The 24,588-nt window shown below is 42.7% G+C and carries 27 protein-coding genes; 20 read left to right on the forward strand and 7 right to left on the reverse strand.

Annotation, left to right across the window (positions count from 1 at the left end):
* The first annotated feature begins 81 nt into the window (after positions 1 to 81).
* The 3 genes from DBZ36_RS09970 (at position 82) to DBZ36_RS09980 (ending at position 2,883) form a co-directional block, all read left to right on the forward strand.
* The gene (locus tag DBZ36_RS09970; protein WP_120354796.1) at positions 82 to 339 is read left to right on the forward strand and encodes a YdcH family protein; all 258 of its coding nucleotides are present in this window, start codon (positions 82 to 84) and stop codon (positions 337 to 339) included.
* A gap of 341 nt (positions 340 to 680) precedes the next feature.
* The gene (locus DBZ36_RS09975) at positions 681 to 2,039 is read left to right on the forward strand and encodes a diguanylate cyclase (RefSeq protein ID WP_120354797.1); all 1,359 of its coding nucleotides are present in this window, start codon (positions 681 to 683) and stop codon (positions 2,037 to 2,039) included.
* A gap of 190 nt (positions 2,040 to 2,229) precedes the next feature.
* On the forward strand, positions 2,230 to 2,883 hold the full coding sequence (locus DBZ36_RS09980; RefSeq protein ID WP_147395014.1) for a hypothetical protein: 654 nt from the start codon (positions 2,230 to 2,232) through the stop codon (positions 2,881 to 2,883).
* Positions 2,884 to 3,026: 143 nt separating this feature from the next.
* Here DBZ36_RS09980 and DBZ36_RS09985 read toward each other — a convergent pair whose 3' ends face one another.
* Positions 3,027 to 3,299, reverse strand: a complete 273-nt coding sequence (locus tag DBZ36_RS09985; RefSeq protein WP_120354799.1) for a glutaredoxin family protein — start codon at positions 3,297 to 3,299, stop codon at positions 3,027 to 3,029.
* A gap of 251 nt (positions 3,300 to 3,550) precedes the next feature.
* Between DBZ36_RS09985 and DBZ36_RS09990 the strand changes: the two genes are divergently transcribed.
* Complete coding sequence (locus DBZ36_RS09990; RefSeq protein WP_120354800.1) at positions 3,551 to 3,934, forward strand: VOC family protein; 384 nt, start codon at positions 3,551 to 3,553, stop codon at positions 3,932 to 3,934.
* 444 nt (positions 3,935 to 4,378) lie between these two features.
* On the forward strand, positions 4,379 to 4,591 hold the full coding sequence (cspE, locus tag DBZ36_RS09995; protein WP_120354801.1) for a transcription antiterminator/RNA stability regulator CspE: 213 nt from the start codon (positions 4,379 to 4,381) through the stop codon (positions 4,589 to 4,591).
* Positions 4,592 to 5,140: 549 nt separating this feature from the next.
* Here cspE and DBZ36_RS10000 read toward each other — a convergent pair.
* A complete protein-coding gene (locus tag DBZ36_RS10000) occupies positions 5,141 to 5,707 on the reverse strand; it encodes a TetR/AcrR family transcriptional regulator (protein WP_158589069.1) in 567 nt (188 codons plus the stop codon).
* Between the two features lie 167 nt (positions 5,708 to 5,874).
* Here DBZ36_RS10000 and DBZ36_RS10005 point away from each other — a divergent pair, with 167 nt between their 5' ends.
* On the forward strand, positions 5,875 to 6,252 hold the full coding sequence (locus tag DBZ36_RS10005) for a DUF6463 family protein (protein WP_120354803.1): 378 nt from the start codon (positions 5,875 to 5,877) through the stop codon (positions 6,250 to 6,252).
* Positions 6,253 to 6,320: 68 nt separating this feature from the next.
* On the opposite strand, the gene DBZ36_RS10010 is transcribed toward DBZ36_RS10005, so the two are convergent.
* Positions 6,321 to 7,223: a LysR substrate-binding domain-containing protein gene (locus DBZ36_RS10010; RefSeq protein WP_233558118.1), complete on the reverse strand. Its 903-nt coding sequence runs from the start codon at positions 7,221 to 7,223 to the stop codon at positions 6,321 to 6,323.
* A 170-nt stretch (positions 7,224 to 7,393) separates the two neighbouring features.
* On the opposite strand from DBZ36_RS10010, the gene DBZ36_RS10015 reads away from it, so the two are divergent.
* Positions 7,394 to 8,176 carry an isocitrate lyase/PEP mutase family protein gene (locus tag DBZ36_RS10015; protein WP_120354805.1) on the forward strand — a complete coding sequence of 261 codons (783 nt, stop codon included), beginning with the start codon at positions 7,394 to 7,396 and terminating at the stop codon, positions 8,174 to 8,176.
* A 266-nt stretch (positions 8,177 to 8,442) separates the two neighbouring features.
* Positions 8,443 to 9,537 carry an acyltransferase family protein gene (locus DBZ36_RS10020; RefSeq protein ID WP_120354806.1) on the forward strand — a complete coding sequence of 365 codons (1,095 nt, stop codon included), beginning with the start codon at positions 8,443 to 8,445 and terminating at the stop codon, positions 9,535 to 9,537.
* Between the two features lie 46 nt (positions 9,538 to 9,583).
* Here DBZ36_RS10020 and DBZ36_RS10025 read toward each other — a convergent pair whose 3' ends face one another.
* Positions 9,584 to 10,495: a DMT family transporter gene (locus DBZ36_RS10025; RefSeq protein WP_120354807.1), complete on the reverse strand. Its 912-nt coding sequence runs from the start codon at positions 10,493 to 10,495 to the stop codon at positions 9,584 to 9,586.
* Positions 10,496 to 10,611: 116 nt separating this feature from the next.
* Here DBZ36_RS10025 and DBZ36_RS10030 point away from each other — a divergent pair, with 116 nt between their 5' ends.
* The 8 genes from DBZ36_RS10030 (at position 10,612) to lepB (ending at position 18,024) form a co-directional block, all read left to right on the forward strand.
* Entirely contained in the window at positions 10,612 to 11,091 is a 480-nt protein-coding gene (locus tag DBZ36_RS10030) for a MarR family winged helix-turn-helix transcriptional regulator (protein ID WP_120354808.1), read from the forward strand.
* A 325-nt stretch (positions 11,092 to 11,416) separates the two neighbouring features.
* A complete protein-coding gene (locus tag DBZ36_RS10035) occupies positions 11,417 to 11,809 on the forward strand; it encodes a DUF1761 domain-containing protein (protein ID WP_120354809.1) in 393 nt (130 codons plus the stop codon).
* Positions 11,810 to 11,905: 96 nt separating this feature from the next.
* A complete protein-coding gene (locus DBZ36_RS10040) occupies positions 11,906 to 13,744 on the forward strand; it encodes a vWA domain-containing protein (protein WP_120354810.1) in 1,839 nt (612 codons plus the stop codon).
* Positions 13,725 to 14,300: a sigma-70 family RNA polymerase sigma factor gene (locus tag DBZ36_RS10045; RefSeq protein WP_120354811.1), complete on the forward strand. Its 576-nt coding sequence runs from the start codon at positions 13,725 to 13,727 to the stop codon at positions 14,298 to 14,300. Before DBZ36_RS10040 ends, DBZ36_RS10045 begins: the two co-directional genes overlap by 20 nt.
* Positions 14,290 to 15,123: a hypothetical protein gene (locus DBZ36_RS10050; protein ID WP_120354812.1), complete on the forward strand. Its 834-nt coding sequence runs from the start codon at positions 14,290 to 14,292 to the stop codon at positions 15,121 to 15,123. The genes DBZ36_RS10045 and DBZ36_RS10050 overlap by 11 nt, the downstream gene beginning before the upstream one ends.
* Positions 15,124 to 15,154: 31 nt before the next feature.
* Positions 15,155 to 16,057, forward strand: coding sequence for a LysR family transcriptional regulator (locus DBZ36_RS10055; RefSeq protein ID WP_120354813.1), 903 nt, complete (start codon positions 15,155 to 15,157; stop codon positions 16,055 to 16,057).
* 131 nt (positions 16,058 to 16,188) lie between these two features.
* Positions 16,189 to 16,908, forward strand: coding sequence for an SDR family oxidoreductase (locus tag DBZ36_RS10060; protein WP_120354974.1), 720 nt, complete (start codon positions 16,189 to 16,191; stop codon positions 16,906 to 16,908).
* A gap of 177 nt (positions 16,909 to 17,085) precedes the next feature.
* On the forward strand, positions 17,086 to 18,024 hold the full coding sequence (gene lepB / locus DBZ36_RS10065) for a signal peptidase I (protein ID WP_233558119.1): 939 nt from the start codon (positions 17,086 to 17,088) through the stop codon (positions 18,022 to 18,024).
* 19 nt (positions 18,025 to 18,043) lie between these two features.
* Here the strand turns inward: lepB and DBZ36_RS10070 are convergent, their stop codons facing one another.
* Positions 18,044 to 19,000, reverse strand: a complete 957-nt coding sequence (locus DBZ36_RS10070; RefSeq protein WP_120354814.1) for an AraC family transcriptional regulator — start codon at positions 18,998 to 19,000, stop codon at positions 18,044 to 18,046.
* 132 nt (positions 19,001 to 19,132) lie between these two features.
* On the opposite strand from DBZ36_RS10070, the gene DBZ36_RS10075 reads away from it, so the two are divergent.
* The 4 genes from DBZ36_RS10075 (at position 19,133) to DBZ36_RS10090 (ending at position 22,661) form a co-directional block, all read left to right on the forward strand.
* Positions 19,133 to 19,987 (forward strand): Rossmann-fold NAD(P)-binding domain-containing protein, encoded by an 855-nt coding sequence (locus DBZ36_RS10075; RefSeq protein ID WP_120354815.1) that lies wholly within the window; start codon positions 19,133 to 19,135, stop codon positions 19,985 to 19,987.
* The gene (locus tag DBZ36_RS10080; RefSeq protein WP_120354816.1) at positions 19,984 to 20,460 is read left to right on the forward strand and encodes an anthrone oxygenase family protein; all 477 of its coding nucleotides are present in this window, start codon (positions 19,984 to 19,986) and stop codon (positions 20,458 to 20,460) included. The genes DBZ36_RS10075 and DBZ36_RS10080 overlap by 4 nt, the downstream gene beginning before the upstream one ends.
* A gap of 76 nt (positions 20,461 to 20,536) precedes the next feature.
* A complete protein-coding gene (locus tag DBZ36_RS10085; protein WP_120354817.1) occupies positions 20,537 to 21,043 on the forward strand; it encodes a GNAT family N-acetyltransferase in 507 nt (168 codons plus the stop codon).
* A 178-nt stretch (positions 21,044 to 21,221) separates the two neighbouring features.
* Complete coding sequence (locus DBZ36_RS10090) at positions 21,222 to 22,661, forward strand: MBL fold metallo-hydrolase RNA specificity domain-containing protein (protein ID WP_120354818.1); 1,440 nt, start codon at positions 21,222 to 21,224, stop codon at positions 22,659 to 22,661.
* A 34-nt stretch (positions 22,662 to 22,695) separates the two neighbouring features.
* On the opposite strand, the gene DBZ36_RS10095 is transcribed toward DBZ36_RS10090, so the two are convergent.
* Positions 22,696 to 23,175 (reverse strand): invasion associated locus B family protein, encoded by a 480-nt coding sequence (locus DBZ36_RS10095; RefSeq protein ID WP_120354819.1) that lies wholly within the window; start codon positions 23,173 to 23,175, stop codon positions 22,696 to 22,698.
* A 126-nt stretch (positions 23,176 to 23,301) separates the two neighbouring features.
* On the reverse strand, positions 23,302 to 24,570 hold the full coding sequence (locus DBZ36_RS10100) for a nidogen-like domain-containing protein (protein ID WP_233558120.1): 1,269 nt from the start codon (positions 24,568 to 24,570) through the stop codon (positions 23,302 to 23,304).
* Positions 24,571 to 24,588: the final 18 nt, after the last annotated feature.

Consider the following 24,588-nt stretch of genomic DNA (forward strand, 5'->3'; position numbering starts at 1 on the left):
TGTTTAGTTTGTGTTTTAGACCACATTTCTGCAATTTAATTACTTTTATACTGAAGGGAATTCGACTTAAAAGGAATGCCCATGCTAAATGAAAATCACGCCTTTATCTTAGACTTCCCTGAGTTCAAATTAGACATCGTTCAACTCAACCACGACGACCCAGTATTTAAAACTGACATGCAGCAGTATCATCAACTCGACTTTGATATACGCGAGTTGGAGGTATCGGGCAGTCCGATTGATGATACCAATATGCACGCCCTTAAGCAGCAGCGAATGGCCTTGAAAGACAAGTTATATCAACAACTTAATGTGCATCACGAGCGGGCTGGAAAGTAGCAGGCATAAGTGTCGTTTAGCTAGTTGTCCCTTGACAGTATGCTAATGGCACTTTGATTTCAATAGAATATAACTATGCTAAAGCTTTGGGCTAAGTTGGAGTCCATTGCTTTGTTCCACCCACTGCTTGATGTCATTTATTAGTTTAACAATGCTAGTTCGGGCTTAAGTTTGGCAACTTTATGTGGCTCTTTAATACTCCCCATGTCCGAAAATCGTGTCAGCAAGCGATTTGGAGCTTTAGAAATCTCTGCTAGAGTTATAAATCATATACTTGGCGATTGAGATCATCCAATTTCGTCGTCGTTTCCAAGCCTAAAACACAAAAAGTAGGTTTTTTAGTGCTACTAGAACTACAGAAAAAAGCTAACTTAGTTTTCGTACTTAGCTCATTGCTATTTTTTGCGATTGCTATAGTTCTAACTCAAATAGCGAGTAGTTATTTAGTCGCGAGGGAAACCGAAAAAGTTGAAGCCGTAGTTGCTAGAAACTTGGTGTTAATCCGTTCCAAAATTGAAGGCACTATTTTTCAAGATGCTTATTTGGCTGATAGTCTTGCGACTGTCGTCACTATTGACCCCGCACTAGCGATAATTCACTGGGAGAGTATTGCAGCAAAACTAATGTCAAAAGCGAGCTTTGTTCGTAATATAGGAATTGCCCCGAACGATGTCATCTCTATGATCTATCCAATAGAGGGAAACGAAGCAGCTCTAGAGCTAGATTTTAGAACTCGACCTGAACAATACAAAAGTATTTTAAAGGCTAAGGAATTAAAACAAGTCTATATAGCTGGACCCTTAACTTTGGTTCAGGGAGGCTTAGGGCTAATAGCTCGCTACCCTATTTTCTCTGATTACCCCTTGAATGAGCACTATTGGGGCGGTGTTAGCGTCGTGATGGATTATGATGCAATGATAGAAGATAGTGGTTTAGTTGATTTTGGAGGCGCGACAATTGCGCTTAGAACACAATCCTCGGATGGTGTTGGAGAAGTTTTCTATGGTTCAGCGGCTATATTTGATAATCCAGATATTGAGCACACGATTCGTCTTCCTTCAGATAGTTGGCTACTAGCGGCTAAATTTACGGTCGGTGAACTACAGCATATTAGAGAAATTAGAACAGCGACAATGAGTATCAGTGCATTCGTCACCTTACTGGTATATCTGATGTTATTTTTACACTTTCGTAACTACAAACAATTACATAAAGCATCGTTATTTGACGAATTAACCCAACTGCCAAACCGCCGATTTATTATAAACTTGCTTAATGAACTCACTTCAAAAGGTCTTAGTAAACCTAGTTTTGCGCTACTCAACATTGATCTTAACGACTTTAAGCAGGTAAACGACGACATAGGACACGAAGCCGGAGATGAGTTACTAAAGCATGTCTCGATGCTACTAAGTGATAATATTAGGGCATCGGATAGTGTTGCTAGGTTTGGTGGTGATGAGTTCATCGTTATTTTGCGTGATGTACCCGATGACGAAGGCGCAGCTTTAAAAGTATCTCAAATGAAGCGAGCAGTAGAGTCTCAGCCATTGATTTGGGATGAACGTGTTATTAATCCATCCTTAAGTATTGGATATACGGTGTACCGTGGGCAGGTTACTAACGTTAAACAACTACTTTCAGAAGCTGATAAGAGTATGTATCTGCAGAAAAAAGTCTATAGAGAGCAAGTCGCATAATTAACTAGTATTGTTGAGTAGTAGCTATACTGACGTACATTTGAGAGCTCTGACTTTAGCCAAGACACACGGCAAGTTTAGTCTCTATCTTTATTTAAATTCAGTGTTACGTTTTAAGTCAATACACAGTAACCTGCTTGGGTCGCGCAGAAAGCTGCTTAAAACCAACATATGGATATCCCCCCGAGCAATGAAAGCATACTTAAAATATCTTCTAATCCCGACTATCGTTGTACTGTTCTTTGGTCACTTTTCGATGTTCATGCTGGTGTTTTGTATAGCCCTACTATTTTCTCTCAGTTGTGTTTATGTCCCGCGGGGAAAGGCGGCTGTGGTGCTAAAAGATGACAAAATTGTCGATGTATTGGTTAGCAAAAAATTTCACTGGATGGGGTTTAGAGCAACTCCAGCGCACTGTATTTTTATTGACCTAGAACGCCATGTGAGTAGTTGGGAAAAAATGAAGCCGCGTATGCTTGCTTCGTATGCCAGAAGCGCATATCCAAAGCAAATTGCACAAAATGAGCTAGAAGCGCAGCAGCAAGAAAAGCAAGAACCCCAAAAACCAAGCCGACTACCGATTTGGGCTGGGCGACTAACAATTCTGGGCATCTTGTTTGCGCTCTACTTTTATTTCTTGGTCTATCCGCACAGCAATCAACAGGTTTCGGTGATAAGCCGCTTAGGTAAAATTGAAGCCATTGTTTATCCTCCACAACAAGTGTGGCCTATTCCATTCCTTGATGAGGTCACAAGTTTTGATGCCAGTGATATTTTGTCCGACCCTTCATTAAGCGAAGAACAAAAAAACGATGCAATTATTCAAAGGATTGTCAGCAAATAATAGTGTCGATCTTTTTGTTGAGCACCTAGCTAGGCTCAAAGTCAGTGCAATTTTGAACGTTAGGCTCTCGTTGTATTAGAGCTTTTGACATGGCTGTATGCGGCGGTAACTTTACTGCCGCATACAGCCAAATGTTAAGATGTTTAGCCGTACTTCTGCTCAAGATATTTGGCTATATCTCTGGATTCGGGCAGCCATTTCTCTGTGCCATCTTTCGCGACTATTTTTAGAACCGGCACTGTGCCTCGGCCCATAGCTTTTACTAACTCTGCTCGGTACTGGGGGTTTTGCATGGTATCGCGCATTTCAACATTCAGATTAAGCTTTTTGATTGGGGAAATTGCGATAGTGCAAAATGGACAGCCTACAAAATGATAAAGTGTTAATGAGTCTTCTTGAGTCGGTGTTTTGTTCATGGGGGTTCCTTTTTGCAACGATTATGGCCGCTACTATAGTTGTCTATCGCTATGCGAGAAAGAAAAACAAGCTAAGTCAGCCCAAATAGCCACACATTAGTCACCGCATTCGCAAAACCCTGAACCGAATTTTTAGTTTCCAAATCCCAAACGAGCAAGTTTAACTTAACTGTGACAGTCAGTATTGGCGCACATAGTTGCTAAATATTGACTATGCTTAACGAGGTTGGTTGGCAAATTAGGGAGTGATTATGCAAGCAAATGCGGTGGGTTGGTTTGAGATCTATGTTGATGATCTACCAAGAGCAAGAGCCTTTTATGAAGCGGTATTTGCAACAAACTTGGAAAAGCTAGATGTACCTCCAGGTGAGATGCAGATGCAAATGTGGAGTTTCGCCGGCAGTATGGAAAGTTACGGTGCAATGGGGGCCTTGGTCAGCATGCAAGGCGTAAAAGCGGGTAATAATAGCACTTTGGTCTATTTTTCCTGCGTTGATTGTAGCCTAGAAGAGTCTAGAGTTGTCACTAGCGGTGGTAGTGTAGTTTCGCCGAAGGTATCGATAGGTGAGAATGGTTTTATAAGTCTAGTAACTGACACTGAAGGGAATATGATTGGTTTACACTCTATGCAATAGTTGAGCATAAACGGGAAGCATACAAAAGCGGTTATGCTTCCCATCATTTACTATGTTTAGTGAACATAATATTCTCATGAATACATCCTATTAGGTGTTTCTAGATTAAAGCTAGTGTAGTAGAACTCTAAGCACAGAATAATGAGCAACAAACAGCTTTCATGTAGCATCTCATGTAGAGAGTCGCTTTTATTATTATTGTTGATTAAAAATAAATCAAAATAAGCCTTTACTCTTAGAACCGGTGATGTAATATGTATCTCGCTCTGACATTCAGAGTTATTAATGAACCATCAAGTAAAAGTAAAGCCTCAGAATCTCTTCGTTATTGTTGTTATCCTTAGTGTTTCCCTTAGCTTCATCGTCACATTCAATAATTCAAGCTTTCAGCGCATCGCATTTTTTGCGACAAATTTATTAATTTTGAATATATAAGGGACACACATGTCTAATAAAACAAACGGCGAAGTAAAATGGTTTAACGAAGACAAAGGTTTTGGCTTCATTTCTCAAGAAAATGGCGGTGCAGACGTATTTGTACATTTTCGTGCTATCGCCTCAGAAGGCTTTAAAACGCTTACTGAAGGTCAAAAAGTATCGTTCGAAGTTGAGCAGGGCCAAAAGGGTCCTCAAGCTGCGAATGTAATCGCGCTATAACTTTGTAAGCTTGCGTAGATGGGACTATTTTCTATCTACGTCACTAATTAGCGTAAACTTGAAAATTTATAGAGTATTCGGAAAATCATTTCAAACACCTGGTTTTAGAAAAGCCGCTGCTTTTAGTTATCTTCGCAACATCACTATAAATTCCACATAAAAATATAATCATCAGTAATCGAAGTAATATAAAACTTTGTATGCTGAACATAATAAGGACGCTTATGTCTCGTTCAACAGGTCGTAAAAGATTTTGGTTTCAACATAGCCGTAAACAAAATGGTAAAGTCGAATCAAAACTAGTTTGTTAATTAGTAAAAATAGTGGTTTAAACTAAATATTAGTACTAAGAAAGCGCTCAAAAAAGTAAATATAGATAAACTCAAAAGTCACATAGCATTAGACTCGTCGCCTCTACGCTCGAGCATCCCTCACTTGGATATCCACATCCATGCTATGTGATAGCAGAGCCACACTAAGACTTCCCTAAGATAGATGTTATTCCCAACTCAATGATGCAGTTTACTCTCCCATTGGCGGCGATCATCGTTAGATAGTAAGTAATTGCCTACAGTCAATTTCTAGTAATGCTAGCCAATCATTTGGGCTAGTTTGCGTATCTTCTAGACCCCGCAGCAAATTAAACATGTAAAAACCGAAGAACGACTTGGCAACGATATAACGCTGTTCATGGTTATTTCTCGGCATGTTCGCCTCAAGTTTCTCTGCAATTTGCAACAAAAATTCGTCCATTTGCTGCTGAAAATAACTAAGGTCAAACATAGCTGATTTTAGTAGAAACTTTGAAAAGGCGCGGTCCTCATCATAGAGCTCATAGAGTGTTTTCGCATAGGCTAAAAAACGAGTTAAGCCATCTGAATCTTCGGCTAATGATTCGAATAGTATGGCTAATCGATGGGTTAGTTTTTGATGATATATCGCTTGTGTTAGTGCGTTGATATCGGGAAAGTGCGCGAAAACAGTTCCAACCGCAATCCCACATTCCTTTGCAATTTGTCGCGTTGAGATCTGGTCAAAACCTTGGCTTCTAAACAAACGTTCTGCGGTAGAAACAATATTATTGCGGGTTTGTTGTTTCTGTTCTTGTCTTGTCATTTTGTTCAGTAGGCTCATTTACTCGATGTGATCACTTTACCTGTTTTGTTAGAATAAATAAAATGAGCTTGCTCATTGAGCGCGCTCAATGTAGTGTTGTTGCCAGTGAATAGCGTTGTCCAGCCGCGCTAATTAACAAACTAAAGCCGCTAGGCAAGGAGCACACCATGATGCAAAGAACGTTTTCAAGATATTTACTTGCGATAACTCTCGGGCATATTTCTATTGGGGTGGTCCTGTTTTATCCAGTTTTCGCCGAAATGATAAATCGCGGTTGGATAAACGTAGCAGGTCCTGATTATTTAATGGGGGCAGCGGCATTTTGGTTTATGATTTTTTCTTGGCCACTGGTCATGTTAATCGTTCAGTGTTGGAACAATACCAATCAAATTAGTAACGCCGTGCTTTGGACTGGATTGATAGGGGGAATTATCGGTGTATCGGTTGTGCCCGTTAGTGGTTTCTGGTTAACAATTGTGTTGTTTATAGTCGGACTGATTTTAAACCGTAAGCCAAGCTCTAATTCGCTTGTCGCAGCAGGGTAAACCAGATAGTGGATAATCAACAACGGTGGTTTTCTAATCCCTATTCGCCCTTGGGTTAGAAAACCGATCTATACGGACATCTCGCTCTCTATCCAGCGCATAAAAACATTTAGGCGAGCCAGCTTGGATGATTGTGGGTCGAATACGAAATGACGCTGAATACTTTTGGGGTGGGGAGTTTTTATAGGTATTACAAGTTCGCCGGAATCAATTTTGTCGCGAACTAAGAAATGTGCCGCAAGGGCTACCCCATGTCCATTCTGAACCGCGTTTAAGGCCATATCGGTGCTATGAACTAAGGTCCATTGTTGATGGTTTTGATAGGTTCTTACATTACAATGATCGAACCAGGAAGACCAATCGTAGCTATTCGCTTGGTCTAGACCGACTAACCAACTATTTAGCAGATCGCTCGGTTCTTCGAAATTAAAGCTATCGTTTAAACGTGCTGAACACACGGGATATACAAAATCTTCGCCGAAGAACTCACAAGCGTATTCTGGATTGGTATTTCTTTTGACTTGATTGCCAAAGTGTACTGCAAGATCAATGTGTTCAAGTTTAAGGTCTTCATACTTTGCACTAGATAGTACTCGTATTTGAATCTCAGGATATAGCGCTGAGAACTGACTTAATCTTGGCATCAACCATAGCGCGATAAAGGCTTGTGTGGAGCTGATTGTTAAACTACCTGCAAGTTCTTGCTTGGTAATGGCATTGACGCTCTCTTGAAGAATTCCGAACGCTTTTTGCGCCGCTTTGAGCAAGGTTACTCCTGGCTCAGTTAAGTGCATTTTTTTACCTTTTCGCTGGAATAGCTGGACTCCTAAATTTGATTCCAAATTACGCATCTGCTGACTTACAGCGGCCTGAGAAATACACAGCTCGTTAGCTGCTCGGCTGTAACTTTGGTGCCTTGCTGCGCTCTCGAAACTGCGTAAGAGATTGAAATTAGGGAGCTTAGTGTTCATTAAAATTCCGACTTCGCTAGGTATATTGGCTTGAACAACATTTAGTATTATAAGTAAAACTTATAATACTAGGCCAGTTTTATCATTGGCTTGGACACACTATTGGCGACACAATAGATATCAACAGCTGTTAACCAGCAAGAATTTATTCAACAAAAGGAATTTGAAACATGAGATTCGAACAGTTTAAAGCCCTGCATCACAATAGCCGTTCACCTCTGCTTATATGCAATGTTTGGGATGTGGCTAGTGCTAAGACTGCTGAAAAGCTTGGTTTTACAGCAATGGGGACTTCTAGTGCTGCCATTGCTGCCACACTAGGTTATGAAGACGGCGAGCAAATGAGTTTTGACCAATTGAGTTTTGTTGTGCAGCGTATTACAGCATGTAGTCAGTTACCACTTAGTGTTGATATTGAATCTGGCTATAGCGAAGACCCTAAGATCACCGCAGCGCATATTTCTAAGTTGGCTCAAATGGGTGTGGTTGGCATCAATATCGAAGATAGTCATATGCAATCAACGCGTACATTAATTCAAGCTGAGCGCTTTGCTAGCTACCTTACTGCGATCAAATCACAACTGGTTGAAGACAACATAGATATATTCTTGAACGTAAGAAGTGATAGCTTTTTGCTAGCCATGCCCGACGCGTTAGCGCAAACAATTGAGCGAGCAGGCTTGTATCACAGCGCAGGAGCAGACGGGTTGTTTGTACCGTGCATTACTCAAGTTCAAGATATTCGATCCTTAGCTGCTGCCACTAAGTTGCCCTTGAATGTAATGTGCATGCCAGAACTATCTAATTTTGACACCTTAGCCGCCAATGGTGTGAAGCGCATTAGTATGGGGAATTTTTTATTCGACAAATTGCAAAGCCACTTGGAATGCGATCTTAAATTAATTCAAAAACAGCAATCATTTCACAGTGTCTTTGCTGCGGTTCAGAGTTGAAGAATCTTCTTGGGTGCTTTGTCGTTACCGAAGCTAAACCTTAGACCGTGGTACTGAAAATGTATCGCTTGCTTACTTAGGGCGTAATTCATTATCCTACTGCTGTATTTTTATTATGCGCCGATGTATTAACTTATAGGATCGAGCATTACATAGCTCGGTATATATTCGTCGTAATTTATTCCGGTACTACGGATGGTATTGGATGTTGGGGACTAGCTTGGACACCTTGTGTGCAACCATAGTTTCCGTTAAGGGAGTTTTAAATGTACAAGTCGCTACAATCGGGTAGAGCAATCGCCGCGTTATTGGTGGTGCTTTTTCATCTTGGTGGGACCATAGCCAAAGAAAAGTATTTCGATATGGAAGCCTTTTTTATTCCGTTTTCTTTTGGTGGTTTTGGTGTCGACTTTTTCTTCGTATTGAGCGGCTTTATTATTTATCACGCGCATAAGAATGACATTGGTCAGCCCAAAGCTTTGCCAAGCTATCTTTATAAAAGAATCACTCGAATTTATCCGGTTTATTTGATCATTTTTACGGCAGTATATCTCCTAGCGTTAAGTATTCCTCAGTTACGTGCCACCGTTCCTCATGACTTTTCGACCTTGTTAAAATCAGTGCTGTTGTTTCCACAAGACAAAGCCATTGTGGGCGCCCAGGGAGCTCCTGTGGTGATCGTGGCATGGACACTTCAGTTTGAGATGTTGTTTTATTTGGTGTTTTCATTGGGAATATTGAACCGCAGATTAGGCCTGCTTGCTGTGCTAGGTTTCGCTTGCGTTTCTGTGTTTGCACCAACTACCGTAGATTTTCCATTAAGCTTCTTTAGCAGTGATTATATTTGGTTATTCTTAATGGGGATGGTGTGCGCGAAGCTATCTACACAAACCGAATTTAGCACGATTTTATCCGCGTTTTTAGCTGTATTAGGCATGTTTATTTTCGTGAGTACATCCTTAGATGTGGTCCTTGCTGGAGAGCAACTCAAAAGCTATAACATTCTTTTAAATGGCATCGCATTTAGTTGTATTGTTTTGTCTTTAGTTGCTTTCGAGAAAAAGGGCAAGGTGCTACTAAACAACAAATTTAGTCAGCTACTTGGGGCGTCATCCTATGCCCTTTATCTTATACATTTCCCGCTGATTAGTATTATGTGCAAGATTGCCATGCTGCTTGGTTTGCAGCGTGCAGGTGTTTATGGCGCCTTTTTCAGCTTTGTTGTAATCTTTTTTGCCTGTATTTTGTCATCCATAGTTTTTCACTTAGTTATCGAAAAGCCTATTTCAAACAAGCTGAGATATAGGCTTAGCTCAGCGACGACTAAGCAAGCGCCTAATGCATTAGCTTCTAACTCGTAAAAATATTACGGATGACAAAGAGCGCTTAAATACGTCTGGCGAGACTCTAAGTGAGTCGCGGCTCCAGTGCTGTTTTATCCGCTTTTACAATAGGTCGAGGTTTGGAAGCAGTCGATGCGAGCACTATAGATACAAAGATGGTCATTGCGCCGACAAATTGCATAATAGTTAGTGATTCTCCAAGAATAAAGTAACCAAGAGCAACCGCTGAAACGCTGCTCAGCAAGCCTAAGAAAGAGACGGTAACAGTCGGCAGTTTTTCGAGGCCTCTAAACCATAGTGAATAAGCAATCATGGAGCCTACGATAGTTAAATAGGCATAGCCGACCATATTGTTTAAGCTCAGCGAACGAGGCAGGCCTTCAAACCATAATGAGACGGGCAATAGCATTAATCCGCCAAAGAGTAGTTGCCATCCAGTAAAGCCTAATAAGTTCATATCAGTAGGTCGATTCCAACGTTTGGTTAGTACCATGCCCAAAGCCATGCTGAACGCCCCAAGCAATCCCATGACCACTCCACTGAGGTCAAGTGCGGCTTGATTGTTCAACACTAGTAGCGCAATACCAACGACCCCAAGTACGCTAGCAAGTCCTTGATTCAGGCTTAAAGGGCTTTTGTTAAGCAAAAAGTTGAGCGTAATGACCAATATAGGAGATATGGCCATTACGAGTGCCGCCATTCCGCCGGGTAAATGGGTTGCAGCAAAAAACAGGCAGTAAAAAAAGAAACCGATGTTTAGCAAGCCAAGAATTGCAAGTTTGCCCCACCATTGACCTTGGGGTTTAGTACGGGTGATCAAAACTAAAACCATACCGGCCGGTAGTGCTCTAAGCAAAGCTGCCGTTAGCGGTATATTGCTAGGGAGTAACTCGGTGGTAACTATATAGGTACTGCCCCATACAATTGGGGCAAGGGCTGTGACAGTTAAAGCAAATAACACTTGGATTGGTTTCATAAATTTGGCCATTAAAAAGAAAATATATCTTTTGAAAAAGATACTTAGGTAAAAGTAATGGAAAACTATATTTTGTTCAAGTATCTTTTTAAAAAGATTTAATTAAAGGGCTTATTATGAAGGACAAAGTTGATGACATTTTATTGCAATGGGCAGACACAAAGCCGAACTTGAACTGTGACTCAATGGGCATTGTTGGTCGCTTGAGACAAGTGAGTTTAGATTGGCAAAAACAGTTAGATACAGTGTTCAAGGCCCATGAGCTTAGTAGTATCGAGTTCGATATTTTGGCAACGTTGCGCCGTAACCAATTGCCTTTAACCCCCACAGAGCTATATAAAACGCTGATGTTGTCCTCGGGAGCAGTTAGTACGTGGATCGAAAAACTGGTACAGCGTGGTTTGATTGAACGTCTAGCAAGCCCAGCAGACCGCCGAAGTTGCCAAGTTCAGTTAACCCAAGCCGGTGTTATCGAACTAGATGCAGCATTAGTAAGCCACGTCGAGAATATGGATGCGATGGTCAACATGTTAGACGGCAAGGAGCAAGCCCAGTTAGCAAACCTGTTAAAAAAGGTACTGCTTGCGAATAACTGAGATGAAGCGTCTTCATCTAGCAACTAATTAACAATCCTAAGTTCGAAGTTGCTTGTCGTACAATTTGAACTGTAGCTAGGGGAGCGGTTTATAGCTTTTTCTTTTTAACAACTATACTTAACTAATCCTAATAATTATTAAGTCAGTCTAGCCGACTACAATCACTTATATCAGCGTCAAAAGTGGTGTCATTAGCTTAGCTAGTAACTGCGATTTTTCCTTGATCTAAGCAATTCTATATACGACCAATAAAGACCAACAAATTAATAGGAATGGTATTATTCAAAGACTGTTTAAGACATTAACCCAATAAGGGGAAAGAACAATGGAACTCAATGGATTGGGTATAGCTGTAGCAACAATTATTGGCATGGTATTGGGTGCCTTGTGGTACTCACCACTTTTGTTTGGCAATGTGTGGATGCAATGCATTGGAAAAACCGCGGACACTTTAGGTAAATCAACGGGACCTATGCTAGGAAGCATCGTTGCTAGTTTACTATCGGCGATTGGTGTTTCACTGTTATTTTCAGTGTTAAGCGTGGACAGTTTTCAAATGGCAGCCTTGGTTGGGCTGATACTTGGCTTACTCATTATTTTTCCGGCAATGCTTTCTGATAGCTTGTTTTGTGGCTGGGGTTGGCAACTGTTATGGATACAAGTTGGTTATCGGGCGCTAAGTGTCTTTTTAATGTCTGTAGTGGTGTATTTTTTGTAGTCGAGGCCCAATTCAAATTATTTTAAAGTTTTTTAGCCTCGCTTTTTAATCGACAACGATTACTTGTTTGAGAATGACTTAAACAAAGGTAATCAAATGCAAATTTCAAACTTTAAAGTATCACTATTGGCGCGCTCAGTTGCGCTGCTTGTCACTGTTTCTGTTCTTGGCGCATGCGGTGGTAGCAAAGACAGAACCGTAAATCATGATCAAAAAAAGTCGCAGCCAGTTGAGCATGAAATGATGGTCCAACCCATGCACCCTATGCTTGCGGTTGAGCAGCATGCAGCCGTTGCGGTGCAGAGTAAACAAGCGCGTATGTCGCAAATGAAATCATTAGCGGCAGTTCAATATCCTAACCATGATATCTACTACCATGAAGCCATCAATACCGAGAACTACCAAAAGTTGCAAGATGCTTCGGTTGTGTCTGTGTTGCAGCAGCCTGTGTCCACCTTTAGCGCCGATGTAGACACTGCTAGTTATTCTAATATGCGCCGTTTTATCAATAGTGGAGCGCTTCCCCCAAAAGATGCGGTTCGAGTTGAAGAGCTCATCAACTACTTCTCGTACGATTACAAAAATCCGTCAAATTCAACGCTAAGTTTAGAAAATCCAATAACACTGAGTACGCTTTTAAGTGCCTCGCCATGGAATGCTAACAATCAATTGATTCGCATCGGCGTAAGTGCTTACCAACCTGATGTGCAGCAACGAAGCGCTGCCAACATCGTGTTCTTAGTGGATGTGTCGGGATCGATGCAATCCAATGAGAAGCTTCCATTGCTTAAACAATCGATGCTGCTGATGCTAAATAACCTGAATGAAGACGACCGTGTAGCTATTGTTACGTATGCCAGCGGCACGTCAGTAGCGCTACCATCGACCAAGGTGAGCAATAAGGCTGACATTGAGTATGCCATTCAGAGTTTGAGTGCTGGTGGATCAACTAATGGCTCAGCAGGTATTGAACTGGCTTATCGTCAGGCGCAACTAGGATTTATTGAAAACGGAATTAACCACGTTTACTTAATGTCAGATGGCGACCTCAATGTTGGAATGACAGACATCGACCACTTAAAGCATCGTATTTCTCAAAAACGAAAAGCTGGGGTACAGTTTTCAACGATTGGGTTTGGGGAGGGCAATTATAACGATCATTTGATGGAACAATTAGCGGACACCGGCAATGGTGTTGCAGGTTATATTGATACTTTACATGAAGCCCAAAAATTACTGGTTGATCAACTTGGCAGTACACTATTCACCGTCGCTCACGACGTTAAATTTCAAGTTGAATTTAATCCTCGCATGGTTTCTGAGTACCGGTTACTAGGATATGAAAACCGCCAACTAGAACGAGCGGATTTCAATAATGACAAAAAGGATGCTGGTGACATGGGAGCAGGGCATAGTGTCACTGCAATCTACGAAATCACGCCGGCAGCAAACCAAGGCTTAATCGATCCGCTAGTTTTCCAAGTGCAAGCATCCAACAAAATGGCTAAGCCATCGAGCAATGAAGCCTTAGCTGAAGTACGAGTGCGTTATAAACAGTCACAATCGAGCGTGTCACAAAAATATACCCAGCGCGTGCTACCGACTCAATACATAGAGTTTGACAACATTACTCAGGATGACCGATTTGCAATCGCGGTAGCCGCTTTTGGACAGAAGCTTCGTGGCAATAGCGTTGTAGATGATCTGTCATTTGCACAAATCATTGACTGGGCAAGCTCGTCTAAAGGTAGTGATCAGTTTGGTTATCGTTCAGAGTTTGTTAAATTGGCTAGATTGAGCCACTCCATGACAGCGGCATTGAGTTCGGAGGCAATAACCGCGCCAGTGCCACAGTACGACATTACTCCACAGCCAACTCCGCTAACGTTACAAGAAAGGAACCAAGCGCACCGGTATGAACTTAGCCAGCGATGAACAACTGATGCTTGATTACGCGCAGCGTGGCGATTACGCCGCGTTTGAGCGTCTGTATCAACGTTATCGACAACCTCTGTTTGCTTTTATCCGTCAAAAAATGACAGAGGCTGCCAGTAACGAGGTATTTCAAGATGTGTGGGAATCATTAATTAGCGGCGCTGACCGTTATCAGGTTCCCACCGTCGATGAATCCACGACTGAAGTAACAAAGCATTTCCGTGGTTATTTATATACCATTGCCCGTCGTCGAATTGCCGATTACTTTCGTAAGAATGCAATTAGTCCGGCTACCGAAGAGTATGATCTTGATAGTCTGCTTTCGAGCTCTGATCCGGAACAAGAGCATCAGCAAGACATAGATAAACGGCTGATATTGAGCTGCGTTTCGCGACTTCCACAAAAGCAGCAAGAGGCATTTACCTTGAAACAATCGGGTCTAGCGGTGGCTGAAATCGGCAAGGTACTCGATAGCAGTTTTGATGCGATTAAGAGCCGCCTGCGAGTCGCCTATCAACAACTTCGAGAATGCTGGGAGAAACACCATGACAGATAAACCAAGTACCGATTTATCTCCTAGTGATAAAGACCTCGACGCTGCTTATCAGGCTGCTGTGAGTGATAACCAGCCTTCGCAGTTGGTGGATAAACGCATCGCCAATCTTGCGAAGCAACAGGCGACTAAAATTCAGCAATCCACAACAAAACCCAAAGCAGCTTATACATGGAGTAGCGCACCTTGGTGGGCGAGTGCGGCGTCTTTAGCTTGTGTTAGTGTGCTGAGTTGGTGGTTGTACATGCAAACGGGTGGGCCAAGTTTTGATGCAGCTATGGAGCAAGACGAGTTTCAGATGATGCAAACGCCAGCTGCACCAAATCGAGTAACGCAGCAATCAGGCGTAGCCTCATCAGCACCTACGCTTGAGCGCGAATTACTTCGTCAGCAAGACAATCAGATGAAGCAACAAAAGTCGTTGAATAGCAAACAGCAAATAGCGAAGAAATCTGAGATGGCGGATAGGTCTCTCGCCATGGAAAGCCAAATACAATCAGTACAGGTCGAGCCTGAGATCATTAGTAACACTAGCGAACATACAGAACTTGCAAACCATGATTTACTTAGCTCGTGCATTGAGCTGGTTTTGTCTGACATTGAGCCGACACAATTAACTATTGTCAGCAATGTGGAGCAAAAGAGTCGGGCCTTGGCAATGAACAGTGAAACTCAGATCTCATTAAGCTGGCAGCAACAACAATGGCAAGTCGTTAAATTGGATCCGCTGTGGATTATAATTCCAGACGAGAGCCCGAACTCTGCGAGCGATGTGTATGAACTACCTAAGAACGTAATACATAGCTGTGTTAGTCCTTCGTCATGAACAAGTATTTTTGTGAGCCTAGAGCGTAGAGATGATAAACAATACTAATCTTGCCGATATCCGCTCATTTGTGCTGACCGCTCAATTGGGAAACTTTACTAAGGCTGCAGAGGCATTAGGTGTTTCGCGCTCGCACGTGTCTCGACAAATTAGCCAGCTAGAAGCGGACATGGGAGTGACGCTACTAATCCGAACGACTCGAACCCAGCGTCTTAGCTTGGCTGGTGCACGATTTTTTAGGGAATGCGAAACTGCGCTGGCTTCTATCGATCAAGCCTTACTCGCTGCCTTAGACAATACCGAAGCCCTTCGGGGTTTGATTCGAGTCAATTGCGTAGGTGGATATATCGGCGAAGAAATTATCGTAAAATTTGTCAGTCAGTACATGCGTTCGCAGGCTAACATAGACATCAGCTTAGATTTTTCTAGCCATCGCGTTGACCTAATTGAAGATGACTTTGATGTAGCATTTAGGATGGGTCAGATTGAAGATGCTGGCTTTGTCGCTAAAAAGCTAATGGACATCGAAATGGTAACTTTGGCCAGTCCAGAATATGTTCAAAGCCATGGTGAAGTTCGCCATCCTCGGGAGTTGTCACAGCATCGTACCTTGTGTGGTTCAGTCACAAAGTGGACTTACATCAACGGTGGCGACCCATCTCAACATGCTGAAGTGGTTGTCAATGGTCGACTGCATAGTAAAAATGGTCGGGCATTGGTCGATGGTGCATTACAAGGTAATGGCATTATCCGAGTACCAATGATGTATTGCGCCCAGCATGTTGAAAGTGGGCGCTTACTTCGAATTATGCCTGAATGGGAAATCCCTAGTGTTGAATTTTCTGTTATTTATCACCGCGACAAATACCAATCTAAACGGCTAAGCTCCTTCATCAGTTATATAAAAGAGCAATTCGAAAGCTTGAAGCTCTAGTCTTTATTGGTGCTGTATAGAAACAATGTTTCAAGTGAATTGCTATATATCAACAAAGTGCTTCTACCTTATGATTAATGTATCGCGAACAAACTGCTTTGTTCGCCACACCTTTGATTGGAGAAATAGGCATGAAAAAACTAGTTGTTATTACTGGGGCTAGCTCAGGAATTGGCGAAGCTATCGCACGACGCATGAATGCAGCAGGTCATCCGCTGCTATTACTTGCTCGTCGTCTCGATTTACTAGAAAACCTCGGTTTAGAAAACACCATTTGTGCCAAAGTTGATGTAAGCGACCAAGCTAGCTTTGGTGCTGCAATCGCAAAAGCAGAAGCCCAATATGGTCCAACCGACTTATTCGTAAACAATGCAGGTGTCATGCTTCTAAGCGCCTTAGACGTTCAAGACCCAGCTGAGTGGAAAACTATGTTTGATGTAAACGTGATCGGATTGATGAATGGCATGCAGGCGGTGCTTTCCCCAATGAAAGCACGTAAAAGTGGCAGTATAATCAATATAAGTTCGGTAGCAGGACGTAAATCCTTCCCAAACCACTCAGCATACTGCGGTACTAAGTTTGCAGTGCACGCCATTTCTGAAAATGTTCGCGAAGAAGTTGCCGACCATAATGTCAGAGTGACGACCATTGCCCCTGGAGCGGTTGAAACCCAATTGCTATCACATACTACATCTGAAGATATCAAGGATGGCTACCAAGCTTGGAAAGATGATATGGGTGGTGTGCTCAATGTTGATGATATCGCGCGTTCGGTTGAGTATGCGTATCAACAGCCACAGGGTGTGTGCATTCGTGAAATCGTGATCTGCGCTACTCGTCAGGTCTCATAGTTGAGACAAGGGCCTAGTTCAATTGTTTTTGAGCTAGGTTTTGCTCATGTTTTAGAAGAGATGTGTTTGCTGTTCTGAATTGAATCATTATCTAACTTAAGGATGCACAAAAAACTTCTATTCATTTGTTTTTGCTGTATTTTAATATCAGTTTTCAACGGATGTTGCGACTTATTAATGGAATTAACCTGGAAGCCTAAAGCCTGGCTCGCTGCGGTTTTGGGCCTAGTCACCCAAGCTTTTGCATTTCTATATATCAACCGACCTAAGCTATTTATCTTTTATTTTTTGGCCACGTTGCTTCTAAGCATTGTTGATTTGAAGATGCATAGCGGTGCTGCCCAAGGTGAATGGTATTCGCAACTACGATTGCCGTTAATACTGGTAATTATTTGCCCTATACATGCTTTTATTTTGGCTCGGCGCTATGACACGACACAAGTTCGAGCTTGGTTCGCCAGTTGGTGGGCTACACTGAGCTGTTTTATCGTGGTCATGTTTATAAGTGCTAGCTTTAGAACTTTTTTCTATGAACCCTTCTCTATACCTTCGGCGTCAATGAGCCCCAGCTTGAATGTAGGCCAGCAAATTTTGGTTAGCAAGTGGGGCTATGGTAACTATCGGTTTTTAGGGCACCAAATACTACGAACTCAAGCCAGTAAGAAGCCAGAACGCGGCGACATTATCGTGTTTCAACATCCGCAATCTCCTGAAGTCGATTTTGTAAAACGGGTAATCGCTTTGCCGGGTGAACGGATTGTCTACCGCAACAAAACGATTACGATTAAGCCTGTTTGCAAAGCTAAACGTTCGCCGTGCTCAAAGCCTGTTCGCTTCACAAAAGAGCGCTTAGCAGATTTAACTGTGCAGCAGTTTGTTTTACACAGTTATCAAGAGTCTCTTGAAGACAACCGTTACACGGTTCTAGAAGATCCCAATCGGGCTGAACTTCTCGAGCATTACTTTTCACAAACTGGGCGAGTTTCGGGTGAATGGCTAGTGCCAAAGGGCCATTATTTTGTTATGGGAGATAATCGAGACAACAGCTTGGACAGCCGTTATTGGGGATTTGTACCGCAAGCCAATATCACTGGAAAAACGGTATATACATGGTAACTATAGCCCTTGTTAAAGATTAATAATGATTGCTGCTTATTTTACCAGGCGACACGCCAATAACTCGTTTAAAGGCGTGTGAAAAAGCTGCTTCTGAACTGTAACCAAGATCTTCGGCAAGCTTAATTAAGGGCACGTTTTGATGTTTAAGTTGCTGATATGCGAGGCTCATACGCCATTGGGTTAGGTAGCTTTTCACACTGTTTCCGACTAAATCCGAAAACCGAGCCGAGAAACCAGATCGTGACATTCCGCATTCCCGAGCAAGGGTTTCAACGGTCCAGTTAAGTTGTGGCTGATTATGAATAGCGCGCATGGCTGCACCTATTTGTTTATCGCGTAGTGCGCCTATCCAGCCGGTGTTTGATTGCGGGGATTGCTCCAACCAATGGCGAATGAGTTGTATCACTAGAATGTCTGCCAGATGGGTGATGATGGTCTCGCCGCCAGGTTTAAGCTGTTGAGCTTCACTAGCAATAAATGCTAGCGATTGATGTAACCATTGCTCACGTTCTTGACTTAGGTTTTCAAGCGTCACCAAGTTTGGTAATTGTTCAATTAACTGCTTGCCCGCCAATTGGTCAAAGCCCATAACCCCGCAGGTCACCTCTGTTTTTGTGCCGGGACCTAACACTTCTAGTATTTCGTAGCGTTCACTAATTCTTTGTACATCTGCATCAAACAGCGGGGTCGCCTCTCGATCAAGGTCGGTTGCAATGATATGCCCTTGTCCATGTGGGACCAATACCAATGATCCTTGCTCAAGAAGCGTTGCCTCTTCTCCCTCAAGCCTTAACCAACATTGTCCTGAGGTCACAATATGGAACATCATTTTCCCAGGCATTTGGGGCATAGCAAATGACCAATTGCCGTGAAGTACCGAGCGACAATACAAACTGCCTTCAAGCCTTAATCGATGCAGCGCTTCTCCGAGCGGATCGCTTGCCTGTGGAAAGTTCATCGACGATGCGTGCATTGATTTTACCTAGACCAACAAAAATAGACGTTTAATCATTATTTTTAGTCGATTAAGCATTAAAGATCCAGTCAATAGCGAGAATACTAGGTTTGCCGAGCAAAAGGTATTCAACTATTAAAGGAAATAACCATGACTTCAGAGACAACATTGATCATTGGCAAGTACGCTAAAACGGGTAGTCGAATCGAAACGATACTTAAAATGAAAGGCTACGCTACACGCGCGGTATCACGCAGCACGCAACTTAGTTTTGATTGGAATAAACCGCAAGACTGGTTATCGGTGATGCAAGGCTGTAGCCGTGCCTATGTCTGCTACCAACCAGACTTAGCGCTGCCTTTGGCGCAACAAGCAATTGTAGAGTTTGTTCGAATTGCGAAGATAGCAGGAATAAAGCACATCGTGTTGCTGTCGGGACGCGGAGAGGGTGGTGCTCAATCCTGCGAGCAAATATTGATTGATAGTGGCATAAACTGGAATGTAGTGCGTGTGAGTTGGTTTTCTCAGAATTTTAGCGAAAGCTTTTTGATTGAAAGTGTCAACAGCCGTCAATTTATACTGCCGGCTGTTGACACTTTAGAACCCTTTATCGATGTCGATGATATTGCCGAGGTTGCAGTTGCTTGCTTGACTAGGCCTGAACTACGAAATCAACTATTTGAGCTAACTGGGCCTGAATTACTTAGCTTTAGAGACTGCGCGCAAATCATTTCTAAAGCTATTGATAGCCCTATTGAGGTTGTACCGATCAGCGTAGAGCAGTTTTTGCACGGTTTACGTCAGCTCGATATGCCCCAAGAAATGCTGTGGTTAATGAACGAGTTGTTTAGCCTCGTCTTTGATGGGCGAAATAGCCATATCAACAATGGGATTGAGCAAGTATTGGGTAAGCCAGCAAGGAGATTCCAAGACTATGTTGCTAATACTGCACGCAGCGGTATTTGGGACCTCATAGATGCACAGATACAGCAGCCGGTGTTATGAATATGGAACTCCTATTAGTCATAGGCCTAAGCGTAGCCGCCCTTAGTATTGGTTTGGTTGCTGGCATCGTTTTTGCGTTTTCAGCATTCATAATGCGGGCCTTTGATAGGCTACCGGTCCAGGTTGCGGTAGCAAGTATGAACAGCATTAATCTAGTGATTCTAAAGTCAGCATTCATGCCTTTGTTTTTAGGCTCGATTGTATTGGCATTGTTGCTTATGTTGATATCATCGGTGCACCCTAATGCGCATTGGATTTATTGGGCTGGTGGGTTTTATCTGCTGGGTGGGATTGCCTGTACTGGCTTATTTAATGTCCCTCTTAATCAGCAGTTACAAGGCGCTAACTCAGAGAGTGAGGAGCGCTTGTGGAAACGTTATATGAGGTATTGGACGCGTTGGAATCATGTAAGAGTTGGAAGTTGTGTTATTAGTAGCGGCCTTTTTATTGTGGCTTTGCTTAAGTTACATTGATCTATGACTATCAAAACTGCCTGATTTTTCCGATTGTAATTCAGGCAGTTATTAATACCTATGAATAGGGAAGATTATGGAATTCAGAAGTGAACGTTTACATGCAAAGCAAGTTAAGCCCGAAATATCTGAGTTAGAACGAGAGCAGCTACTGTTAAGTATTGTTTCATTGTTAAGTCCTAAAGTGGTCGAGAATCTTCCGCCATATTTCCATAACATTTTATCCATGGAAGATGCTGCTACTTGGTTAGATCGAATGTTGAGCGAAAGTAGTCTATTTATGCTTGAAGATAAGGGGTCTACTTGCACCCTTGGATTATTGTTTGTATCCAATAGTCATGCTGGACGAAACCACATTGGCTACTTGTTAGCGCCGCAATATTGGGGGCAAGGTTTGGCGTCCGAGTTGTTGGCTGCATTTCTAGTGTTTGCGCAAGGCAAGCTAGATTGGAACACGCTTGTCGCTGGAGTTGATGTCACCAATGTCGCGTCTTTAAAGTTGTTACGTAAACTTGGATTTAGCCAAAGTATTGATGGAAGCGGGGATGTGGTGTTTTTTGAGTACGATGTAAATTCGCGATAAATTCGACCTAGCAGTAATCACTTCACAATAACATGCATTGCTTTACATAGCCTTTATGGCGTTGTTGGAACTAGCGCACATTGCGTTAACGGCAGTTGGTCTATGCTAATAGTAAGAGCAATCCTTAGTCTAGTTATAACTATATTTAGACGCTAAAGAACTGAAGCGGAGAAAAATCATGACGATGACTCTACAGTTTTTAGGTGCCACCGAAGAAGTGACGGGCTCATGTCATTTACTAACAGTCGGCAGCAAACAAATTCTACTCGATTGCGGCCTTATCCAAGGTAGCAAAGCAGACACGCTACGTAACCAAGACCCGTTTGACTTTGACCCTACGGCTATTGACGCTGTGATTCTTAGTCATGCCCATATCGATCACTCCGGTCGTATACCTAAGTTAATAAAAGCAGGTTATCGAGGGCCTATTTATACGCATAAAGCCAGTGCTCAATTGTGCGACATTATGCTTAAAGATGCAGCGATGCTGCAAAGTCGTGATGTTGAGCGACTCAATAAAAGACGTAAGAAAAATGACTTGCCCCAGCTTGAACCCTTGTTTGACGAAGACGACGTAACGCAGGCAATGAAGCAGTTTGTAGCGCTTAGTTATGGCCAAACACTAACGATATTCAGCGAGCTTCAAGTTCGTCTTAGTGATGCAGGGCATATTCTTGGCTCGGCTATTATTGAGTTATGGGTCACCGACCAAGACATACAAAAAAAACTCGTTTTCAGTGGCGACTTAGGCCGTGAAGGCATGCCGATTCTCAATGATCCAGTGGCTATACCTGAGGCAGACTTGGTGCTGATGGAGAGCACCTATGGCAATCGTACCCACCGCTCATGGCTAGATACCATCACCGAACTTAAGCAAATCTTTGCCGAAGCGATTCGTGGTAGCCGTGGCAACATTCTATTACCCGCATTTTCGGTTGGGCGTGCGCAAGAGCTGTTGTACTTATTTCATTTGTATGCCGAAGAGTGGGACTTATCAGCATGGAAAATTTGCTTAGATAGCCCAATGGCAATTGAAGCCACTAAAGTGTACTTAGATAATTATCCACTGATGGATGAAGACTTTAAACGCTTTACTCGCCAACATCCTGGTGAACATCCATTACTGTCAAATGTCGAATTTGTTCAAAGTACTGAACAATCAATGGAACTCAACGATGTAAGCCAAGGCCTAATTATTATTGCTGGTAGTGGTATGTGTAATGGTGGACGTATTCGATGCCACTTAGAACACAATCTATGGCGACCAGAATGCGATGTCATTATATGCGGCTATCAAGCACTGAGTACACCGGGACGTTTGTTAGTTGATGGCGCAGATCATCTTAAGATCCATGGCAAAGTTGTGAAGGTTGCTGCCAAGTTACACACGGTTGGCGGGCTGTCGGCACATGCTGATCAACATGAGTTAGTCAGTTGGTATCGCAAATTTAATAACGCACCGCCCTTAATATTGGTCCATGGTGAGCCGGAAGCTCAGCAGGGACTCATTAAAGCCTTACAAGAGAATACCAAACTAAGCCCCTCGTCGACGATTGCGGCTAAACATGGTGACAAATTGGACTTAAGCGCGTTGCCTCAGATGGTTTGGCTAGGCTGACTAGCGCTAAGCAATTTGAACCAAATTAAGTCGATTAATGAGTTGGCTTTTCTCGCGCTTGGTTCCATTGCTCATAAACAGCATTAAAGCCAAAAATCTGTATGGGTAGTGTGCGTTGCTTCGTATTTTCTTGGTAAGCAAGTAGCATCCACTGCCCACCGCGTAGTTCGTTTAACAGCTGGGTATCAACAGCAATATTCACTTCACATACTTTGTCGTCGCAATTACTAATTGGCAACTGAAGCGCCTTGTTTTGATCCACTTTCAAACCAATGCCGGCTCCTCGAGTTGCCTTTGGGCTAAATCGAATACGTAAAATGTCTCCGGGTGGGTTGTAGAGATACGTCAGTCCAGCAACTACTCTTTTTTGTCCTTGGTTCTCTACAACAACAGGTAGCGTGGCATTACAACGTTGCTGTTGGTCACATGAACTTTTCCAGACTGGTTCTAGTTCTTGTTCTGCAAAGGCGAAGGAGTTAAATAAGCTTAGAGTTAAAATGATAAGAATTGGCATAGTACTTCCGTGTGAAAACAGCAACAGATTGTTTTAGTAAATAAGGCGAACAATAACAGTTGTACCTAGAAATTAAATCAAAAAAGCCACCCTTAGGTGGCCTTTCTTAAGAATAACTTGTTAGAACTAGCGAGTTATCTTACGGCTACGAACCGACAAGGCAAAACATGCTAAAACTAGCAAGATCAGCGTTTGTGGTCCAGGTACTGAAGAAGGGTCTGCAACAAACTCGGTAATTGGTACTTGGCGCATTTGAACTTGGCCAGCATCAACAAAGCTTAAGCCTGTGACAAAGGCAAGTAAATCTTCTGGGTCAACTGCGTTATCTACATCAATACCGGTAATGCGGAATTGATTAACGCCGCCAGATGCGAAGAAATACTCTTCACCTGCATTGATGGTTCCGATTTCTTCCCAACCATTTACACCAAACAACCAAAGTGCGTAGATATCGTCATCAAAACCAGCGGGTAGAATAACCGAACGAATATTTGGACCTTGATCAACGATGTAGTCGTACCCAACGGCTACATCAGGGTCAATGAATACGATTTCGTTTTCGATAACATTAAAATCAAAGTCAAATCCGCCATCGACTATCACAGGCATAATTGGGTTTAATGGGGTTTGGCCTGGAAGAGCACCATCACGTATAGCAAAGCGCCATACACCATCTTCACCCGTATTTGAGGTAGAAACGAGGTCCCTTACTGCTTCACTACGCGATCCTGGAAGAGTAAAATGATTTTCACCATCACCAGCATCATAACCTACTTGCGCTGCTACACCACCAGAAGCCGAGCCCGTAGTCCATTCAATTTGGTCGTAACGAAACTCAACATCGAAGTTACCAGCGCCGGTATCATCACGGTTGATTAAAACAAGTTGGAAACTGTTCGTCTGTTCAGAGTCTAAACCATAACCAGCAACATCTTTCCAAGTGACCGCAATGCTATTTTGGTCAGGGGCACCTAAAAATATTTGGCCTCCATCTCTAACATCGACATCAGCCCAAAATGGAGCAATCATGCTCAAATAATCTGGTTCTGGCTCCGCTAGAAGAGCTTGTGGAGCTGGTTCGCCATCGTCACCACATTCTTCACAGCCACCGCCGTCAGCGATGCGATCTAAAGGAAAAGGTTGCGGAGTAAATGTAGTGAAGCCATCGTTAAAGGTAATGTTACCGTTTGAGTTGATGAAAAAGGTGTCATGTACTTCACCAAAGTAATTTATTACAAATGGGAGGTCTAACTCATTACTACTGGTGTCATCTCCAAATGAGATGTCATTTGTTCCGTAGCCAAGCTCGCCACCAAATCCATTAAGCATGACTGATGCATGGCCAGCAGACACCAGCAGTGCGGTGCTTAGCACCGCAAGTTGTAGTTTTTTCAATGCGTATTCCTTTACTTA

Source organism: Alginatibacterium sediminis (assembly GCF_003610775.1).
Taxonomy (GTDB): Bacteria; Pseudomonadota; Gammaproteobacteria; order Enterobacterales; family Celerinatantimonadaceae; genus Alginatibacterium; species Alginatibacterium sediminis.

What these genes read in the sequence shown, in the direction of transcription:
- DBZ36_RS09970 (WP_120354796.1), top strand. Translation starts at nt 82, where the DNA reads ATGCTAAATGAAAATCACGCCTTTATCTTAGACTTCCCTGAGTTCAAA.
- DBZ36_RS09980 (WP_147395014.1), top strand. Translation starts at nt 2,230, where the DNA reads ATGAAAGCATACTTAAAATATCTTCTAATCCCGACTATCGTTGTACTG.
- DBZ36_RS09985 (WP_120354799.1), bottom strand. Translation starts at nt 3,299, where the DNA reads ATGAACAAAACACCGACTCAAGAAGACTCATTAACACTTTATCATTTT.
- DBZ36_RS09990 (WP_120354800.1), top strand. Translation starts at nt 3,551, where the DNA reads ATGCAAGCAAATGCGGTGGGTTGGTTTGAGATCTATGTTGATGATCTA.
- cspE (WP_120354801.1), top strand. Translation starts at nt 4,379, where the DNA reads ATGTCTAATAAAACAAACGGCGAAGTAAAATGGTTTAACGAAGACAAA.
- DBZ36_RS10000 (WP_158589069.1), bottom strand. Translation starts at nt 5,707, where the DNA reads ATGACAAGACAAGAACAGAAACAACAAACCCGCAATAATATTGTTTCT.
- DBZ36_RS10005 (WP_120354803.1), top strand. Translation starts at nt 5,875, where the DNA reads ATGATGCAAAGAACGTTTTCAAGATATTTACTTGCGATAACTCTCGGG.
- DBZ36_RS10010 (WP_233558118.1), bottom strand. Translation starts at nt 7,223, where the DNA reads ATGAACACTAAGCTCCCTAATTTCAATCTCTTACGCAGTTTCGAGAGC.
- DBZ36_RS10015 (WP_120354805.1), top strand. Translation starts at nt 7,394, where the DNA reads ATGAGATTCGAACAGTTTAAAGCCCTGCATCACAATAGCCGTTCACCT.
- DBZ36_RS10020 (WP_120354806.1), top strand. Translation starts at nt 8,443, where the DNA reads ATGTACAAGTCGCTACAATCGGGTAGAGCAATCGCCGCGTTATTGGTG.
- DBZ36_RS10025 (WP_120354807.1), bottom strand. Translation starts at nt 10,495, where the DNA reads ATGAAACCAATCCAAGTGTTATTTGCTTTAACTGTCACAGCCCTTGCC.
- DBZ36_RS10030 (WP_120354808.1), top strand. Translation starts at nt 10,612, where the DNA reads ATGAAGGACAAAGTTGATGACATTTTATTGCAATGGGCAGACACAAAG.
- DBZ36_RS10035 (WP_120354809.1), top strand. Translation starts at nt 11,417, where the DNA reads ATGGAACTCAATGGATTGGGTATAGCTGTAGCAACAATTATTGGCATG.
- DBZ36_RS10040 (WP_120354810.1), top strand. Translation starts at nt 11,906, where the DNA reads ATGCAAATTTCAAACTTTAAAGTATCACTATTGGCGCGCTCAGTTGCG.
- DBZ36_RS10045 (WP_120354811.1), top strand. Translation starts at nt 13,725, where the DNA reads ATGAACTTAGCCAGCGATGAACAACTGATGCTTGATTACGCGCAGCGT.
- DBZ36_RS10050 (WP_120354812.1), top strand. Translation starts at nt 14,290, where the DNA reads ATGACAGATAAACCAAGTACCGATTTATCTCCTAGTGATAAAGACCTC.
- DBZ36_RS10055 (WP_120354813.1), top strand. Translation starts at nt 15,155, where the DNA reads ATGATAAACAATACTAATCTTGCCGATATCCGCTCATTTGTGCTGACC.
- DBZ36_RS10060 (WP_120354974.1), top strand. Translation starts at nt 16,189, where the DNA reads ATGAAAAAACTAGTTGTTATTACTGGGGCTAGCTCAGGAATTGGCGAA.
- lepB (WP_233558119.1), top strand. Translation starts at nt 17,086, where the DNA reads ATGGAATTAACCTGGAAGCCTAAAGCCTGGCTCGCTGCGGTTTTGGGC.
- DBZ36_RS10070 (WP_120354814.1), bottom strand. Translation starts at nt 19,000, where the DNA reads ATGCACGCATCGTCGATGAACTTTCCACAGGCAAGCGATCCGCTCGGA.
- DBZ36_RS10075 (WP_120354815.1), top strand. Translation starts at nt 19,133, where the DNA reads ATGACTTCAGAGACAACATTGATCATTGGCAAGTACGCTAAAACGGGT.
- DBZ36_RS10080 (WP_120354816.1), top strand. Translation starts at nt 19,984, where the DNA reads ATGAATATGGAACTCCTATTAGTCATAGGCCTAAGCGTAGCCGCCCTT.
- DBZ36_RS10085 (WP_120354817.1), top strand. Translation starts at nt 20,537, where the DNA reads ATGGAATTCAGAAGTGAACGTTTACATGCAAAGCAAGTTAAGCCCGAA.
- DBZ36_RS10090 (WP_120354818.1), top strand. Translation starts at nt 21,222, where the DNA reads ATGACGATGACTCTACAGTTTTTAGGTGCCACCGAAGAAGTGACGGGC.
- DBZ36_RS10095 (WP_120354819.1), bottom strand. Translation starts at nt 23,175, where the DNA reads ATGCCAATTCTTATCATTTTAACTCTAAGCTTATTTAACTCCTTCGCC.